13 protein-coding genes are annotated in these 14,271 nt (G+C 67.9%); 1 reads left to right on the top strand and 12 read right to left on the bottom strand.

What is annotated here, in order from left to right; genetic code table 11:
- Window positions 1–8: 8 nt before the first annotated feature.
- The 8 genes from CXB49_RS13550 to CXB49_RS13520 all read right to left on the bottom strand — a co-directional run bounded on the left by CXB49_RS13550 (window position 9) and on the right by CXB49_RS13520 (window position 7,681).
- Window positions 9–518: a GyrI-like domain-containing protein gene (locus CXB49_RS13550; RefSeq protein ID WP_101708898.1), complete on the bottom strand. Its 510-nt coding sequence runs from the start codon at window positions 516–518 to the stop codon at window positions 9–11.
- A 10-nt stretch (window positions 519–528) separates the two neighbouring features.
- A complete protein-coding gene (locus tag CXB49_RS13545) occupies window positions 529–1,011 on the bottom strand; it encodes a tetratricopeptide repeat protein (RefSeq protein ID WP_101708897.1) in 483 nt (160 codons plus the stop codon).
- 34 nt (window positions 1,012–1,045) lie between these two features.
- Window positions 1,046–3,001 carry an acetyl/propionyl/methylcrotonyl-CoA carboxylase subunit alpha gene (locus tag CXB49_RS13540; protein ID WP_101708896.1) on the bottom strand — a complete coding sequence of 652 codons (1,956 nt, stop codon included), beginning with the start codon at window positions 2,999–3,001 and terminating at the stop codon, window positions 1,046–1,048.
- Between the two features lie 110 nt (window positions 3,002–3,111).
- Complete coding sequence (locus tag CXB49_RS24290) at window positions 3,112–3,243, bottom strand: hypothetical protein (protein WP_255409563.1); 132 nt, start codon at window positions 3,241–3,243, stop codon at window positions 3,112–3,114.
- 369 nt (window positions 3,244–3,612) lie between these two features.
- Entirely contained in the window at window positions 3,613–4,401 is a 789-nt protein-coding gene (locus CXB49_RS13535) for an enoyl-CoA hydratase/isomerase family protein (RefSeq protein ID WP_101710711.1), read from the bottom strand.
- A gap of 10 nt (window positions 4,402–4,411) precedes the next feature.
- Window positions 4,412–6,010: a carboxyl transferase domain-containing protein gene (locus tag CXB49_RS13530; RefSeq protein ID WP_101708895.1), complete on the bottom strand. Its 1,599-nt coding sequence runs from the start codon at window positions 6,008–6,010 to the stop codon at window positions 4,412–4,414.
- Between the two features lie 14 nt (window positions 6,011–6,024).
- Window positions 6,025–6,369, bottom strand: coding sequence for a nuclear transport factor 2 family protein (locus tag CXB49_RS13525; protein WP_101708894.1), 345 nt, complete (start codon window positions 6,367–6,369; stop codon window positions 6,025–6,027).
- A 139-nt stretch (window positions 6,370–6,508) separates the two neighbouring features.
- Window positions 6,509–7,681, bottom strand: coding sequence for an isovaleryl-CoA dehydrogenase (locus tag CXB49_RS13520; RefSeq protein WP_199406880.1), 1,173 nt, complete (start codon window positions 7,679–7,681; stop codon window positions 6,509–6,511).
- A gap of 201 nt (window positions 7,682–7,882) precedes the next feature.
- Here CXB49_RS13520 and CXB49_RS13515 point away from each other — a divergent pair, with 201 nt between their 5' ends.
- The gene (locus CXB49_RS13515) at window positions 7,883–8,329 is read left to right on the top strand and encodes a YaiI/YqxD family protein (protein ID WP_101708892.1); all 447 of its coding nucleotides are present in this window, start codon (window positions 7,883–7,885) and stop codon (window positions 8,327–8,329) included.
- Between the two features lie 100 nt (window positions 8,330–8,429).
- On the opposite strand, the gene CXB49_RS13510 is transcribed toward CXB49_RS13515, so the two are convergent.
- The 4 genes from CXB49_RS13510 to CXB49_RS13495 form a co-directional block, all read right to left on the bottom strand.
- Complete coding sequence (locus tag CXB49_RS13510) at window positions 8,430–9,653, bottom strand: MFS transporter (RefSeq protein WP_101708891.1); 1,224 nt, start codon at window positions 9,651–9,653, stop codon at window positions 8,430–8,432.
- A gap of 107 nt (window positions 9,654–9,760) precedes the next feature.
- Window positions 9,761–10,492, bottom strand: a complete 732-nt coding sequence (locus CXB49_RS13505) for a LytTR family DNA-binding domain-containing protein (RefSeq protein ID WP_101708890.1) — start codon at window positions 10,490–10,492, stop codon at window positions 9,761–9,763.
- Window positions 10,486–12,138 carry a sensor histidine kinase gene (locus tag CXB49_RS13500; RefSeq protein WP_233492805.1) on the bottom strand — a complete coding sequence of 551 codons (1,653 nt, stop codon included), beginning with the start codon at window positions 12,136–12,138 and terminating at the stop codon, window positions 10,486–10,488. Before CXB49_RS13500 ends, CXB49_RS13505 begins: the two co-directional genes overlap by 7 nt.
- A gap of 136 nt (window positions 12,139–12,274) precedes the next feature.
- Window positions 12,275–14,269: a pyridoxamine 5'-phosphate oxidase family protein gene (locus CXB49_RS13495; RefSeq protein WP_101708889.1), complete on the bottom strand. Its 1,995-nt coding sequence runs from the start codon at window positions 14,267–14,269 to the stop codon at window positions 12,275–12,277.
- Between the last annotated feature and the right edge of the window lie 2 nt (window positions 14,270–14,271).

Genomic DNA, 14,271 nt, shown 5'->3' with positions numbered 1-14,271 from the left:
GCTTTCCTTCAGCGCTTGGGCTGGACGGGGATGTAGATGTCCATCTGCAGCGTGGCTTGGCCGGGGACGCAGCGTTCGTCGTAGCGCTCGAAGGTCTCGCCGGCGGCGTGCTCCCAGCGGACGGACGCGGGCAGCCAGTGCTGGTAGATGTGCTGCCAGGTTTCGGCGATGGCCTGGCGGAAGCGGGCCGGATCGGCCGCCGGCGGCGTGCTGAACACCGCGTATTTGGCCGGCGCGACGTCGCGGCGCTCGCTGTCCGGCGGCGGCGAGCCGTCGGCCGGGCATTCCATCGCGATCAGATAGCGGAAGGCGCCGGTCTCCGGATCGAAGTCGCAGACCACGCCGTACTCCGGCGCGTCCGGCTTGCCCAGCGCGTCCAGCAGCGGCTGGCGCAGCCGCTCGGCGTAGTCGCGCCAGAAGGCCGGAATCCGGCGCAGATTGTCGCCGCCCTCCTTGCTGGTGGCGATGCCGTAGCCGGCCAGGGACAGGCCGGGGTGATTGATGATGACGGGGTCCATATCGGTCTCGTTACCAGGTGCGGTCCAGGTCTTCCGCGTAAAAATGGATGGCGCGGCGGTAGGCGCGGATGCCGTGGTCGGCGCTGCCGTCGGCCAATAGCGCCAGCAGGCCCTGCGTCGCTTCCTTGTGCCGGCCCTGGTTGTACTGCGCCATCGCCAGGAAGGCGCGCAGCGCGTGGTGTTCCGGGAACAGTTGCAGGCCTTCCAGCAGCGCGGCTTCCGCCTCGTCGAAACGGCCCAGCGCCCGGTGGCTGCTGCCCAGGCCCAGCCAGGCCTCGGCGGCGGTCTCGCCGCTCAGCCCCAATTCCAGCGCCTGCTGGTAGTGGGGGATGGCTTCCGCCTCCAGGCCCAGGCTGTCGTGGATGCAGGCGGCCAGGTAATGCAGATCGGCGTGTTGCGGCTGGTGTCGCAACAGCTCCAGCGCCTGGAGGCGGGCGGTCTCGTGTTCGCCGCGCTGGCGCAGCTGCTGGATGTTTTCCAGAGCGATATGCATGATTAGTCCCTTGTTGCCGTTATGAATGACTTCGTCATTCTGCGGCAAAGTCGACCAGCTCGTCACCATCGTTGACCTGCTCGCCGGCGGCGAAGTAGAAATCCTGCACCACGCCGTCGCCGGGCGCGGTGATGGTGTGCTCCATCTTCATCGCTTCCAGGATCAGCAGCGGCGAGCCCTTGGCCACTTTCTTGCCGATCTCCGCCAGCAGCGCCACCACCCGGCCCGGCATCGGCGCCTTCAGATGGGTTTCGCCGTGCGCGCCGACTTCGGTGTAGGCATAGGGGTCGATGAAGTCGACGGCCAGGCGCTCGCCGCCGTCGAACAGCGCGCGCTGCGCGCCGTGACGGACGACGACGGCCTTGATCTTGACGCCGTCGAGCGTGGCATCCAGCTGGTTTCCGGCCAGGCTGGCGTCGGCGGCGAAGCAGGCCGAACCGACGCTGACCAGATAGCCGTCGTCCTGATGGCACAGCTCGACGCCGTGACTGGCCTCGTCGCGCTGGAAGGAAAAGCGCCGCGTCAGCTGCCCGTTCAGCCGCCAGCCGGCCGGGGCCGGGTAGGGCGCCTGCCCGGCCAGCGCCTCGGCCAGCGCCAGCAGCGCCAGCTGTCTGGCCGTCGGCGCGGCGGGCGGGGGCAGCAGTTCGTCGTGGTGGCGGGCGATCAGGCCGGTGTCGACGTGGCCGCCGGCGAAGCTGCGATGGCCGATGATGCGGCGCAGGAAGGCGACATTGCTGGACAGGCCGACAATCCGGTACTGCGCCAGCGCGGCGTCCATCTGCCTGAGCGCCGCCTCGCGGGTCTCGCCCCAGACGATCAGCTTGGCGATCATCGGGTCGTAGAACGGCGAGATCGCGTCGCCCTGCTCGACGCCGGTGTCGATGCGCACATGGGCCGATTCCGCCGGCGTCGCCAGATGGACCAGCGTGCCGGTGGACGGCAAAAAGCCCTTGTCCGGGTCTTCGGCGTAGATGCGCGCCTCGATCGCGTGGCCGCGGATGGCCAGCTGTTCCTGCGCCAGCGGCAGCGCGCCGCCGGCGGCGACGGCCAGCTGCCAGGCCACCAGGTCCTGGCCGGTGATCATCTCGGTCACCGGGTGTTCGACCTGCAGCCGGGTGTTCATCTCCATGAAGTAAAACTTGTCGGAGTCCACGTCCATGATGAATTCGACCGTGCCGGCGCCGACATAGCCGACGGCGCGCGCGGCGGCCACGGCCGCCTGGCCCATCGCCTCGCGGGTGGCTTGCGGCAGGTGCGGCGCCGGCGCCTCCTCCAGCACTTTCTGGTGGCGGCGCTGCACCGAGCAGTCGCGCTCGAACAGGTAGACGCAGCCGCCCAGCTTGTCGGCGAAGACTTGAATTTCCACATGGCGGGGGCGGGTCAGGTATTTCTCGACCAGCACCTTGTCGTCGCCGAAGCTGGCGCGCGCCTCGCGCTGGCAGGAGGCGAGGGCGGCGGCGAAGTCGCCGGCCGCTTCGACGATGCGCATGCCCTTGCCGCCGCCGCCGGCGCTGGCCTTGATCAGCACCGGGTAGCCGATGGCGTCGGCTTGCTGTTGCAATAGCGCCGGGTCCTGCTCGTCGCCGTGGTAGCCGGGCACCAGCGGCACGCCGGCCTTCTCCATCAGCGCCTTGGCGGCGGACTTGCTGCCCATCGCGGCGATGGCCGAGGCCGGCGGGCCGATGAAGGCGACGCCGGCGGCCTCGCAGGCGGCGGCGAAGTCCTCGTTCTCGGACAGGAAGCCGTAGCCGGGGTGCACCGCCTCTGCGCCGCTCTGCTTGGCGATGGCCAGGATCAGGTCGGCGCGCAGATAGGATTCGGCGGCCGGCGCCGGGCCGAGGCGGTAGGCCTCGTCGGCCAGCTTGACGAAACGGGCGTCGGCGTCGGCGTCGGAATAGACGGCGACGGTGGCGATGCCGAGGGCGCGGGCGGTCTTGATGACGCGGCAGGCGATTTCGCCGCGGTTGGCGATCAGTATCTTATTGAACATGGTGGTCTCCCGCGGCGAAACCGCCCCGGCGCTTGCGCGCCGGCAGGCGATTTTGCTTCGCAGCTGCGCAGCCTTGCGGCTGCTGGTCACCGCGGTTGGCGATCAGTATCTTATTGAACATGGTGGTCTCCCGCGGCGAAACCGCCCCGGCGCTTGCGCGCCAGCAGGCGATTTTGCTTCGCAGCTGCGCAGCCTTGCGGCTGCTGGTCGCCGCGGTTGGCGATCAGGATTTTATTGAACATGGCAATCTTTCATGGTCTGCCAATGGGCGTTGTCTTGTTGCGGATGGGGGGCGGCGTCGGCCCCCTCTCCCCAACCCCTCTCCCACGAGGGGAGAGGGGCTTTGGGTGGCGGCATTGTTGGGCTTGCCTTGATTCCAAATCATGTTCGGTAGGCCGTGTTCGGTTGCCAAAACATTGCCGAAGCCAGACCGCTCTCCACCCTGTTCGGTTGCCAAAACATTGTCAAAGCCAGACGACTCCCCTCTCCCCTCGCGGGGCAAGGGCGGGAATTCGCAATGCATGCGTTGTGCCGCCCGAGCCGGTTTGGGCGGCAGCCCAAACCGTGGGGCGCGGAGCGGGGGCCGGGGGAGAGGGGGCCGCCTGTCCATCTCATTCCTGCCACTTCGGCGCGCGCTTTTCAAAGAACGATGCCAGGCCCTCGCGGGCCTCGTCGCCGGCGCGTATCGTCGCGATGCGGCCGGCGGTGCGTTCCAGCAACTGGTCGTCCCACGGCGAGCCCTCGCGCAGCTCTGCCAGCAGCAGCTTGGCCTCGCGCAAGGCGCCGGGCGCGCCCTTGGCCAGTTCCTCGGCGACTTCGGCCACCCGCGCGTCCAGCAGCGCCTCGTCGACCAGCTCGTGGATCAGGCCCAGCTTCAGCGCGGTGCCGGCGGTGATGCGCTCGGCCGACAGGAAGTAGCGTCTGGCCTGGCGCCAGCCTATCGCGTCGGCGACATAGGGGCCGATGGTGGCCGGGATCAGGCCCAGCCTGACCTCGGTCAGCGCGAACTTGGCGGCTTCGGTGGCGATGGCGATGTCGCAGACGGCCGCCAGGCCGGTGCCGCCGGCCATCGCCGCGCCGTGGATGCGGGCGATCACCGGCTTGGCGCTGCGGTAGACGCCCTTCAGCATCGCCGCCAGCTTCTGCGCATCGGCCAGGTTTTCCTGCTCGCTGTAACCTGCGGCGCGGCGCATCCAGTCCAGGTCGGCGCCGGCGCAGAAGCTCTTGCCGCGGCCGGCCAGCACGATGACGCGCACGTCCGGCTTGCGGTTCAGCTGGCGCATCGCCTCGGTCAGTTCGGCGATCAGCACCTCGTTCAGCGCATTGTGCAGCTCCGGCCGGTTCAGCCAGACGGTGGCCACCTTGCCCTGTTGTTCGATCTGCAGCGTGGTGTAGCTCATCATCCGCTCCTTACATCCGGAACACGCCGAAGCGGGTCGCCTCGACCGGCGCCGACAGCGCGGCCTCCAGCGCCAGCGCCAGCACGTCGCGGGTCTGGGCCGGGTCGATCACGCCGTCGTCCCACAAGCGGGCGCTGGCGTAGTACGGGTGGCCCTGTTCTTCGTACTGCTGGCGCACCGGGGCTTTCAGCGCCTCTTCCTGCTCAGGCGTGAAGGCGTCGCCCAGCTGTTCCTTCTTCACCTGGGCCAGCACGCCGGCGGCCTGCTCGCCGCCCATCACCGAGATGCGGCTGTTCGGCCACATCCACAGGAAGCGCGGCGAATAGGCGCGGCCGCACATGCCGTAGTTGCCGGCGCCGAAGCTGCCGCCTATCAGCACGGTGAACTTGGGCACCTTGGCGCAGGCCACCGCCGTCACCAGCTTGGCGCCGTCCTTGGCGATGCCGCCGTTTTCATACTTCTTGCCCACCATGAAGCCGGTGATATTTTGGAGAAAGACCAGCGGAATGCCGCGCTGGCAGCACAGCTCGACGAAGTGGGCGCCCTTCAGCGCCGATTCGCTGAACAGGATGCCGTTGTTGGCCAGGATGCCGACGCGGTAGCCGTTCAGGCGGGCGAAGCCGGTGATCAGCGTGGTCCCGTAGTTCTGCTTGAACTCGTCGAAGTCGGAATCGTCGACCAGTCGGGCGATGATCTCGCGCACGTCGAACGGCTTTTTCGGATCGGCGGGGATCACGCCGTAGATTTCCTCCGCGGCGTAGCGCGGCGGTCTGGGCTCGGCGCGGTCCAGCTCGCCCTGTTTCTTCCAGTTCAGGTCCGACACGATGCGGCGGGCGATGGACAGCGCGTGCGCGTCCGTCTGCGCCAGGTGGTCGGCGACGCCGGAGATTTTTGTGTGTACATCGCCGCCGCCCAATTCCTCGGCGCTGACCACCTCGCCGGTGGCCGCGCGCACCAGAGGCGGGCCGCCGAGGAAAATGGTGCCCTGTTCCTTGACGATGACGGTTTCGTCGCTCATCGCCGGCACGTAGGCGCCGCCGGCGGTGCAGCTGCCCATCACCACGGCGATCTGCGGAATGCCGGCGGCCGACAGATTGGCCTGGTTGTAGAAGATGCGGCCGAAGTGTTCCTTGTCCGGGAACACCTCGTCCTGCAGCGGCAGGAAGGCGCCGCCGGAATCCACCAGGTAGACGCAGGGCAAGCGATTGTCGCGGGCGATTTCCTGCGCGCGCAGATGCTTCTTCACCGTCATCGGGTAGTAGGTGCCGCCCTTGACGGTGGCGTCGTTGGCGATGATCAGGCAGTCGACGCCGCTGATGCGGCCGATGCCGGCTATCATGCCGGCGCCGGGCGCGTCGCCGCCATACATGCCATAGGCGGCCAGCTGGGACAGCTCCAGGAAGGGGCTACCTGCGTCCAGCAGCAGGTCGATGCGATCGCGCGGCAGCAGCTTGCCGCGCGCGGTGTGCTTGTCGCGCGCCTTGTCGCCGCCGCCCAGCGCCGCCTTGGCGACTTTCTGTTTCAGATCGTCGACCAGCGCGCGCATCTTGTCGGCGTTGGCGACGAAGTCCGCGGCGCGCGGCGACAGTTTGGATTCGAGAATGGGCATGTTGTTTTACCTTGTCATTCGGCGTCGACGAACCAGACGGCGGCGATCAATCCATCGGCGTTGACGTCGTAGATGGCGACCGCGCGCAGGCGGTTTTCGCCGTCCAGCGTCACGTCCTCGTGGTCGATGACGCGGCTGCCCTGGACGATGCGGTGCAGCAGCGCGGCGTGCAGCCTGGGTAGGTTGAAGCGCTTGCTGGCGTAGTGGTCGGCCAGCGCGGCGCGGCCATTCAGGCTCAGCGTCATGGCCGGCAGGCGGTAGACCTTGACGTCCTCGGCGTAGCAGGCGGCGAAGGCTTCGAGATTGCGGGCGTTGTAGGCGTCTAGCTGAGCCTGGACGATGCGTTCGGCGGCGGTCATGTTCTGGTTTCTTCTAACTTTGCTGAGATAAGCCGGAGAGTGGTGGAGAAAGGGGCTGAGGCAAGGCGCGCCGCCGCAGACAGTACAAATCGTACGGCCAGGCGGCGCAACGCGGCATCGGCCCCTTTATCCGCCGCGCTCAACGGGTTTCGGCCATTAGTTCGCGGCCTATGAGCCAGCGGCGGATCTCGCTGGTGCCGGCGCCGATTTCGTACAGCTTGGCGTCGCGCAGCAGGCGGCCGGTCGCGTATTCATTGATGTAGCCGTTGCCGCCCAGGCACTGGATCGCGTCCAGCGCCAGCTGGGTGGCGTTCTCGGCGGCGTACAGGATGGCGCCGGCGGCGTCCTTGCGGGTCTGGCGGCCGGTCTCGCCGCGGTCCAGCGCCTGGCCGACGGCGTAGACGTAGGCGCGGCTGGCCGACAGCTTGACGTACATGTCGGCCAGCTTGCCCTGCATCAGCTGGAAGTCGCCGATGGGCTGGCCGAACTGGGTGCGGTCGTTCAGATAGGGCACGACGATGTCCAGGCTGGCCTGCATGATGCCCAGCGGGCCGGCGGCCAGCACCGAGCGTTCGTAGTCGAGGCCGCTCATCAGCACCTTGACGCCGTTGCCTTCGCCGCCCAGCACGTTTTCGTCGGGCACGAAACAGTTGTCGAAGAAGATCGGGTAGGTGTTGGAGCCGCGCATGCCCAGCTTGTCCAGCTTACTGCCGTGGGAGAAGCCGGCAAAGCCCTTCTCGACGATGAAGGCGGTGATGCCCTTGGGGCCGGCGTTGACGTCGGTCTTGGCGTAGACCACCAGCGTGCTGGCGTCGCCGCCGTTGGTGATCCACATCTTGCTGCCGTTGAGCAGATAGCCGCCGTCGGTCTTGTCGGCCCTGAGCTTCATGCTGACCACGTCGGAGCCGGCGTTGGGCTCGGACATTGCCAAGGCGCCTACGTGCTCGCCGGAGATCAGCTTGGGCAGATACTTGGCGCGCTGGGCGTCGTTGCCGTTCTTGTAGATCTGGTTGACGCAGAGATTGGAGTGCGCGCCGTAGGACAGGCCCACCGAGGCGCTGGCGCGGCTGATCTCTTCCATCGCGATCATGTGGGCGAGGTAGCCCATGTCCACGCCGCCGTACTGCTCGCTAACGGTGATGCCCAACAGGCCCAGCTCGCCGAACTTGCGCCACAGATCGGCCGGAAACAGATTGTCCTGGTCGATGGCGGCGGCGCGCGGGGCGATTTCGCGTTCGGCGAAGTCGCGCACCGATTCGCGCAGGAGGTCGTAAGTCTCGCCGAAGGCGAAGCGCAGGCTGCTGTACATGATGTTCTCCTCGTTGGGCGTGCGGCGCGGCTGGCGGCGCCTGATGATCGTATCATCACTTACGTTTACGTAAACGTCAATATGAAGTCATGGCGGAAACCGGCGAGGCGGCCCGCTGGCGGCAGTGAACGACCGGCGCCTGTCGATACGGCCGCCGGCATTGGCGGGTATCATGGCGGCCTGTAGATAGCGAAAGAAGACGAGATGACGATCTGGGTAGACGCCGACGCCTGTCCCAAGGTGATACGGGAGGTGCTGTGCCGGGCCGCGCAACGCACCGGCGCGGAGCTGGTGTTCGTCGCCAACCAGCTGCTGACGGTGCCGAAGGCGCCCAATATCCGGGCCATGCAGGTGCCGAAGGGCTTCGATGTGGCCGACAACGAGATCGCCCGCCGCATCGCGCCGGACGATCTGCTGATCACCGGCGACATCCCGCTGGCGGCCGAGGTGCTGGCCAAGGGCGCGCAGGCGCTGAACTGGCGCGGCGACGCCTTCTCCAAGGAAACCATCGCCGCCCAGCTGACGATGCGCGACTTCATGGACAATCTGCGCGCCAGCGGCGTGCAGACCGAGGGCCCGCCGCCGCTGAGCCAGGCGGACAGGCAGGCCTTCGCCCGCCAGTTGGACATCTGGCTGGCCAAGCGGCGCTGACAAAAATCCCGATCCTGCGTTGTGCCGGCGCGGCGCCAAGCCCTGGCATGCGAAAAGCCCCCGAATCCGGGGGCTTTGTCTTATTTGGAGGAGCAGCAGCTCAGGCCTTGCCCAGGTGCGGCTCGGCGTCGAAGTCTTCCTTCTTGGCTTCGGCCGCGCCCGGCCGGCGTATCGTCAGCGAGAACAGCAGCGCGACGATCAGCAGCGCCAGGATCAGGTGGAAGGTGGCGAGGAAGCCGCCGAACAGCGAGGCGACGATGGAGCCGACGATGCTGCCTATGCCGAAGCCCAGGTAGATCACGCCGTAGTTCTTGGTCAGGTTGTTCAGGCCGAAGAAATCGCTGACCAGCGACGGGTAGACGGTGATGGTGCCGCCGAAGCTGAAGGCGATGCAGGCGATGGCGGCGAAGAACAGGCCGGCGTTCAGCGGGGCGAACAACAGCGTCAGCATGCCGGCCAGCGCGGCGAGCTGGGCGATGGTGATGACGCGGATGCGCGGCATTCTGTCGGACAGCACGCCCAGCGTCAGGCGGCCGGACAGATTGGCGACGGCGATCACCGCGACGGCGTTGGCGGCGGTGGCGGCCGACAGGTGGACGAAGCTCTCGCCGATGTCCTTGGCCACGCCTATCACGTACAGGCCGCTCATGCAGACGGTCAGGAACATCAGCGCCAGCATCCAGTATTGCGGCTGGCGCATCGCCTCGGCCAGCGTGTAGTCGCGGCCGCCGCCGGCCTGCGCCGCGGCCGGCTGCCGCGGGGCGTCGGTCATCAGCAAGGCGCCGGCCACCACCATGGCCATCGCGATCAGGCCCCACAGCTGGAAAGTGGCTTCCAGGCTGAAGCGCGACAGCAGCGCCAGATTGATGAATTTGAAACCCAGGCTGCCCAGGCCGTAGGCGCCTATCGCGCAGGCGGAGATCAGGCCCTTGCGCTCCGGAAACCACTTGACGCAGTTGGACAGCGACATCAGATAGCCCGCGCCGTCGGCGAAACCGACCAACAGGCCGGCGCACAGGTAAAGCATGATCAGATTATCGGCGTGCGAGGTCAGGTAGAAGCCCAGGCCCAGCATCAGGCCGGAAGCGACGGCCACCTTGCGCACGCCGAAGCGCTCCTGCAGCTTGCCGGCCATCGACGACGCCACCGCCAGCGCGAGGCTGAGCAGGCCGAAGGCGAAGGCCACCTGGCTGACCGGCTCGGAGAGCTTGTGCGACAGCTGGGCGTTGAACAGACTCCAGGTGTAGACGGAACCCAGCGCGAACTGGGTGATGACGGTACCGGCCAGGGTACGGTAGCGGATGGCGTTGCTTGGGGCCTTCATGGCGCTGCTCGCTTAAGAATCATGACTATTGGCATGACTATAAGCCCGCGCTTATAAAGGCGGCGCGGTCCGGGAATGAAATGCAGGCCGCGCGGAATGAACTGCAATCAGAGGTGCATCAGCTGCCTGAACGCCTTGATATTGCTGCGGCTGACCGGGATTTCCGCCTTCAGCTCGTACAGCTTGATGATGTAGGTGCTGTTCTGCCACGGCGCGATTTCGCGGATCTTGTGGATGTTGACGCAGAACGAGCGGTGGCAGCGGAAGAAGCTGTCGGCCGGCAGCCGCGACACGAACTCGCTGATGCTCATCGCCATCACGTAGCGGTCGTGCGCGGTGTAGACCAGGGTGACCTTTTCGTCGGCCTCGACGTAGTAGATGTCGTCGCAGGGCGTGACGATGATGCTGTCGCCCTTGGCCAGGTTGACGGTGCGGGGCGCGTTGTCGGCGGCGGCGGGCGCGGCCGGGGCCGTCGGCGGCTCCAGCGCCTCCAGCTTGCGCAGCAGGCCGATGATGCGGGCCTCGTTGTACGGCTTGAGGATGTAGTCGAAGGCCTCCACCTCGAAGGCGTCCACCGCGAACTCCTTGTAGGCGGTGACGAAGACGATGCGCGGCGGCCGCGCGGTCTTGTGCAGGTTCTTGGCCAAGAGCAGGCCGTCTATCGACGGGATGTTGATGTCGAGGAAGACCACGTCGACATCGCGCTCCTGCAGGAATTTGAACGCTTCCAGCCCGTCCTCGACGCTGGCGGCGATCTCGATCGAGCTGTGCTCGCGGATCAGATAGGCCAGCTCCTCGCGCGCCAGGTATTCGTCCTCGACGATCAGCGCCTTCAGCATGCGGCATCCTCCAGCGGCAACTCGAAACTGACTTCGGTGCCGGGCTCCAGCCGGGCCAGCGTCAGGCCGGCGCCGTACAACAGCTTGATCCGCTCGTTGACGTTGGACAGGCCTATGCTGCGGCTTTCCACCTTGCCGTCGGCGATGCCGTTTATCACGTCCTGGCTAATGCCGTAGCCGGTGTCGCGCACCGACACGCGGATGCGGTCGGCCAGTTTCTTCACCGCGATGCGCACCTCGCCCGGCTCCTTGCGCGGCTGGATGCCGTGCAGGATGGCGTTCTCCACCAACGGTTGCAGCAGCAGGCTGGGCACGCGGACGCTGACCTCGTCGACGTCGAAGACGACGGACAGCTTGTCGCCGAAGCGCGCCTGTTCGATCGCCACGTAGTCGCGCACCTGTTTCAGCTCCTCGCGGATGTCTATCAAGGTGTCTCCCAGCGCCAGGTTGTAGCGCAGGTAGTCGGCCAGCTGGGCGATCAGCTGGCGCGCGTCGGCAGGGCGGATGCGGATCAGCGACGAGATGGCGTTCAGCGCGTTGAACAGGAAGTGCGGATTGATCTTGCTCTGCAGCGCGGCGAACTCGGCCCTGCGCGTCATCTCCTGCAACTGCTTGATCCGCGACGCTTCCATCTGGGTGGAGATCAGCTGCGACAGGCCGACGGCCAGCTCGCGCAAGGAGCCGGTGATGCCGCCGCTCTGGCGGAAGAAGATTTTCAGCGTGCCGGTGACGCGGCCGTTTTCGCGCAGCGGGATGATGATGACCGAGTGGAAGTCGGCCACCCGGTACTGGCGCAGGTCGTTCTCGATGATGATCGCGTCCTCGAGCACCGCGCGACGGGTGATTTCGCCGATGGCGGAGTGGTCGGCCGGCTCGTAGTAGTCCTTGCCCAGGCCGACGTAGGCCTGCACGTCGCGGGTGTCGGTGATGGCCACCGCGTCGGCGCCGATATGGTTGCGTATCACCGTGCACACCTCGATCAGCGCGTCGCGGTCCACGTTCTGGAAATAGGGCAGGGTGCGGTTGGCGATGGTCAGGGCCAGCTTGGCCTGGCGCGCCGCCAGCAATTCCTTTTCGTCGTCAAGGTCCTGCACCAGCTTGATGATCAGGCCGATGCAGACGGTGCCGGTGATCATCGGGTAGGCGATGTGGCCGACGATGGCCTGGCCGACGGCCGGCTCGGTGAGGCACAGGATCAGCGCCATCGTCAGGCTCTCGCAGGCGATGCCGGCGGCGACGCCGTACAGCCACAGCCGGCGGCGGCCGGCGCGGAAATGGATCACGGCCGACAACAGGCCGGCGCAGATGCTGGAGATCAGGCAGGGCAGCGAGGTGTAGCCGTGGATGTCTATCAGGTAGCGGTGCAGGCCGGAGACGACGCCGGCCGGAATGCCGACCCAGGGGCCGAACAGGATGCCGCCGGCCAGGATGGCGATGGTGCGGACGTTGACCAGCGAGCCGTCCACCGGAATGCCGGTATAGGTGCTGAACACGGCAAACAGGCAGAACAGCAGCGACACGGCGGCCAGCTCGGCCGGGCGGTGGGCCTGCTGGCGCAGCAGCGACTGGAACGGCCGCAGCCGGGTCAGGAAGAACAGCGCCATCAGCATCAGCGCGGCGCGCTCGAACACCGCGAGCAGCAGCATATTGGGGTTTTCGGTCATAGGAAGGCGGGCGCGCCGTCGGGGGGCGGCCAGCAAGCGTCAATGTTGACGCTATTTTAAGCCATGGCGGCGGTGGGGCCAGCCCGCGGCGGCAGAAAAGACCGGCGGCATGGCCGCGCTAGTCCTGTATCTGCAGCGGCGGGCTTCCCTCGGCCGGATAGGCGCAGCACAGCAGGATCTCGCCGTCCCGGACCGGGTACTCGGGCGGCTGCAGATAGGTGGTCCGGCCGGACAGCAGGACGGCGCGGCAGCTGCCGCAAGTGCCGGCCCGGCAGCTGAAGTCCGGGTTCAGGCCGCAGGACTCGGCCAACTCCAGCAGGCTCTGGCCGGGCTGCCATTCGGCGTCGACGGCCGAGGTCGAGAAGCGGACCGGCACCGCGTGTTCGGCCGGCGGCGGCAGCGTTTGCCCGTCATGGCCGGCGCGTCTCAGGCCGGCCGGGCCGAAGGCTTCGGCGTGGATGTTTTCGTCGTCGACGCCGGCGGCGGTCAGCTGCTCGTACAGCGCCTGCATGAAGCCGGCCGGACCGCACAGGTAGAAGTCGCCGGCGAGGTCGGCGCCGGATCGGCGCAATAGTTCGATGTCGACGCGACCCGCGTGCTGGTAGTCGACGCCGGGGCGGCGGCCGGTTTCCGGCCGGCTGGCGGCGGTCACGATGCGCAGGCGGCCGCCGGAGCCGGCCCGCAGCGTCTCCAGCTCCGCGTCGAAGGCGCGTTCGGCGACGGTGGCGGTGGCGTAGACCAGCAGCGTGGCCGGCATCGCCGCCGGGTTCTCGCTTAATTGGTGCAGCATCGCCAGCAGCGGCGTGATGCCTATGCCGCCGGCCAACAGCGTCAGCGGGCGGTCGGCGCGGGCCAGCGTGAAGTCGCCGCGCGGCGGCAGCGCCTCGACGACGTCGCCGGGCGCCAGCTGGTGCAGCCGGTCGGACGCCTTGCCCTGGCGCTTGACGCTGATGCGATAGCCGCCGGTCTGCGACAGCGTGTAGTTGCGCAAGCGCGCGCCGTCGACGCCGACCACCTTCAGGCTCAGGTGCTGGCCGGCCGCGAACGGCGGCGGCGCCGAGCCGTCGGCCGGCGCCAGGTAGATGGACCTGACCGAAGCGCTTTCGTCCTCGACGCGGCCAACGCGCAGCGGCAGCCATTGCCGCGCCGGCGCCTGTCCGGGCCAGGCGCCGGTGGCCAGCGAGGATGGCGAGTATTCGCGCAGCGTCCAGCGCAGCGCCAGCGCGTTGCGGCGGCGCACCGCGCGGGTCACCCTGAAGGTCCACAAGCGTTCGGCGCCGGCGAAGGCCGGGGCCGCGTCGCTGTCCGACAGCCGGGCGCGGCCGGCCAGCTGCAGCGTGTCGCCGCTGGCGAAGTCGACGAAGAGCAGGCCGGCGAGCGGGTGGGCCAGCAGATTGCCCAGCGTGTTGAAATAGCCGTTGCCGGCGAAGTCCGGGAAGGTCAGCGTGTCGCCGTCCACTTTGACGAAGCCGGGCTTGCCGCCGCGGTGCGAGGCGTCGACCTGCCAGCCGGGCCGCTCGGCGTCGCCGGGCCAGGCGCTGGCGACGAAGCAGGTGTCGGCGGCGGCGATGGCGGCGCGGGCGTCGTCGTCCAGTTCGCTCATCCATTCGACCGAACCGAGGATGCGCGGCCCCGGTTCGCGGGAGAACTCGGCCTCGCGCAGCTGGATGTATTTGGGACAGTTGCCGAAGGACTGGGCGACGGCGACGGAGAAGCCGCCGTCGTCGAGCATGGTCAGCTCGCCGTTCATCCGGTTGCGGCGGCGGCTGTGCAGCTCGATGCCGAGCAGGCCCACCGCCGCGCCGGGCCGCAGGCAGTCGCGCAGCGGGTCGGCCGGGCTGGGCAGGGCGGCGACGCGAAGGCCGCGCGGATCGGGGGAGTCGACAAAGCCGGGCCGGCCTTCGACGATGCCCGCCCACGGCCTGCCGGCCTCGTCCACCGCCGCCATCACGATGAAGGGCAGCTGGCGGAAGAAGTCGCGGTGTTGTTCCGGCATGTGGTCGCGGATGGCGCGCGGACCGGCGACAGCCATCTTTTCCTGGCTGCCGGCGCGGCGCTGCATCTCCATTTCGCCGGGATGCCAGGGCGAGGCGGCGGGGCGGGTGTCGGACATTG

The organism is Chromobacterium sp. ATCC 53434, assembly GCF_002848345.1.
GTDB lineage: Bacteria > Pseudomonadota > Gammaproteobacteria > Burkholderiales > Chromobacteriaceae > Chromobacterium.
This window is presented reverse-complemented; position numbering and strand designations above follow the sequence as displayed.

Bases quoted from the DNA above. Each gene is read 5' to 3' on its own strand.
- CXB49_RS13530 (WP_101708895.1), bottom strand. From the start codon at position 6,010: ATGCCCATTCTCGAATCCAAACTGTCGCCGCGCGCCGCGGACTTCGTC.
- CXB49_RS13545 (WP_101708897.1), bottom strand. From the start codon at position 1,011: ATGCATATCGCTCTGGAAAACATCCAGCAGCTGCGCCAGCGCGGCGAA.
- CXB49_RS13515 (WP_101708892.1), top strand. From the start codon at position 7,883: ATGACGATCTGGGTAGACGCCGACGCCTGTCCCAAGGTGATACGGGAG.
- CXB49_RS13500 (WP_233492805.1), bottom strand. From the start codon at position 12,138: ATGCTGCTGCTCGCGGTGTTCGAGCGCGCCGCGCTGATGCTGATGGCG.
- CXB49_RS13550 (WP_101708898.1), bottom strand. From the start codon at position 518: ATGGACCCCGTCATCATCAATCACCCCGGCCTGTCCCTGGCCGGCTAC.
- CXB49_RS13525 (WP_101708894.1), bottom strand. From the start codon at position 6,369: ATGACCGCCGCCGAACGCATCGTCCAGGCTCAGCTAGACGCCTACAAC.
- CXB49_RS24290 (WP_255409563.1), bottom strand. From the start codon at position 3,243: ATGTTCAATAAAATCCTGATCGCCAACCGCGGCGACCAGCAGCCGCAA.
- CXB49_RS13535 (WP_101710711.1), bottom strand. From the start codon at position 4,401: ATGAGCTACACCACGCTGCAGATCGAACAACAGGGCAAGGTGGCCACC.
- CXB49_RS13510 (WP_101708891.1), bottom strand. From the start codon at position 9,653: ATGAAGGCCCCAAGCAACGCCATCCGCTACCGTACCCTGGCCGGTACC.
- CXB49_RS13495 (WP_101708889.1), bottom strand. From the start codon at position 14,269: ATGTCCGACACCCGCCCCGCCGCCTCGCCCTGGCATCCCGGCGAAATG.
- CXB49_RS13505 (WP_101708890.1), bottom strand. From the start codon at position 10,492: ATGCTGAAGGCGCTGATCGTCGAGGACGAATACCTGGCGCGCGAGGAG.
- CXB49_RS13540 (WP_101708896.1), bottom strand. From the start codon at position 3,001: ATGTTCAATAAGATACTGATCGCCAACCGCGGCGAAATCGCCTGCCGC.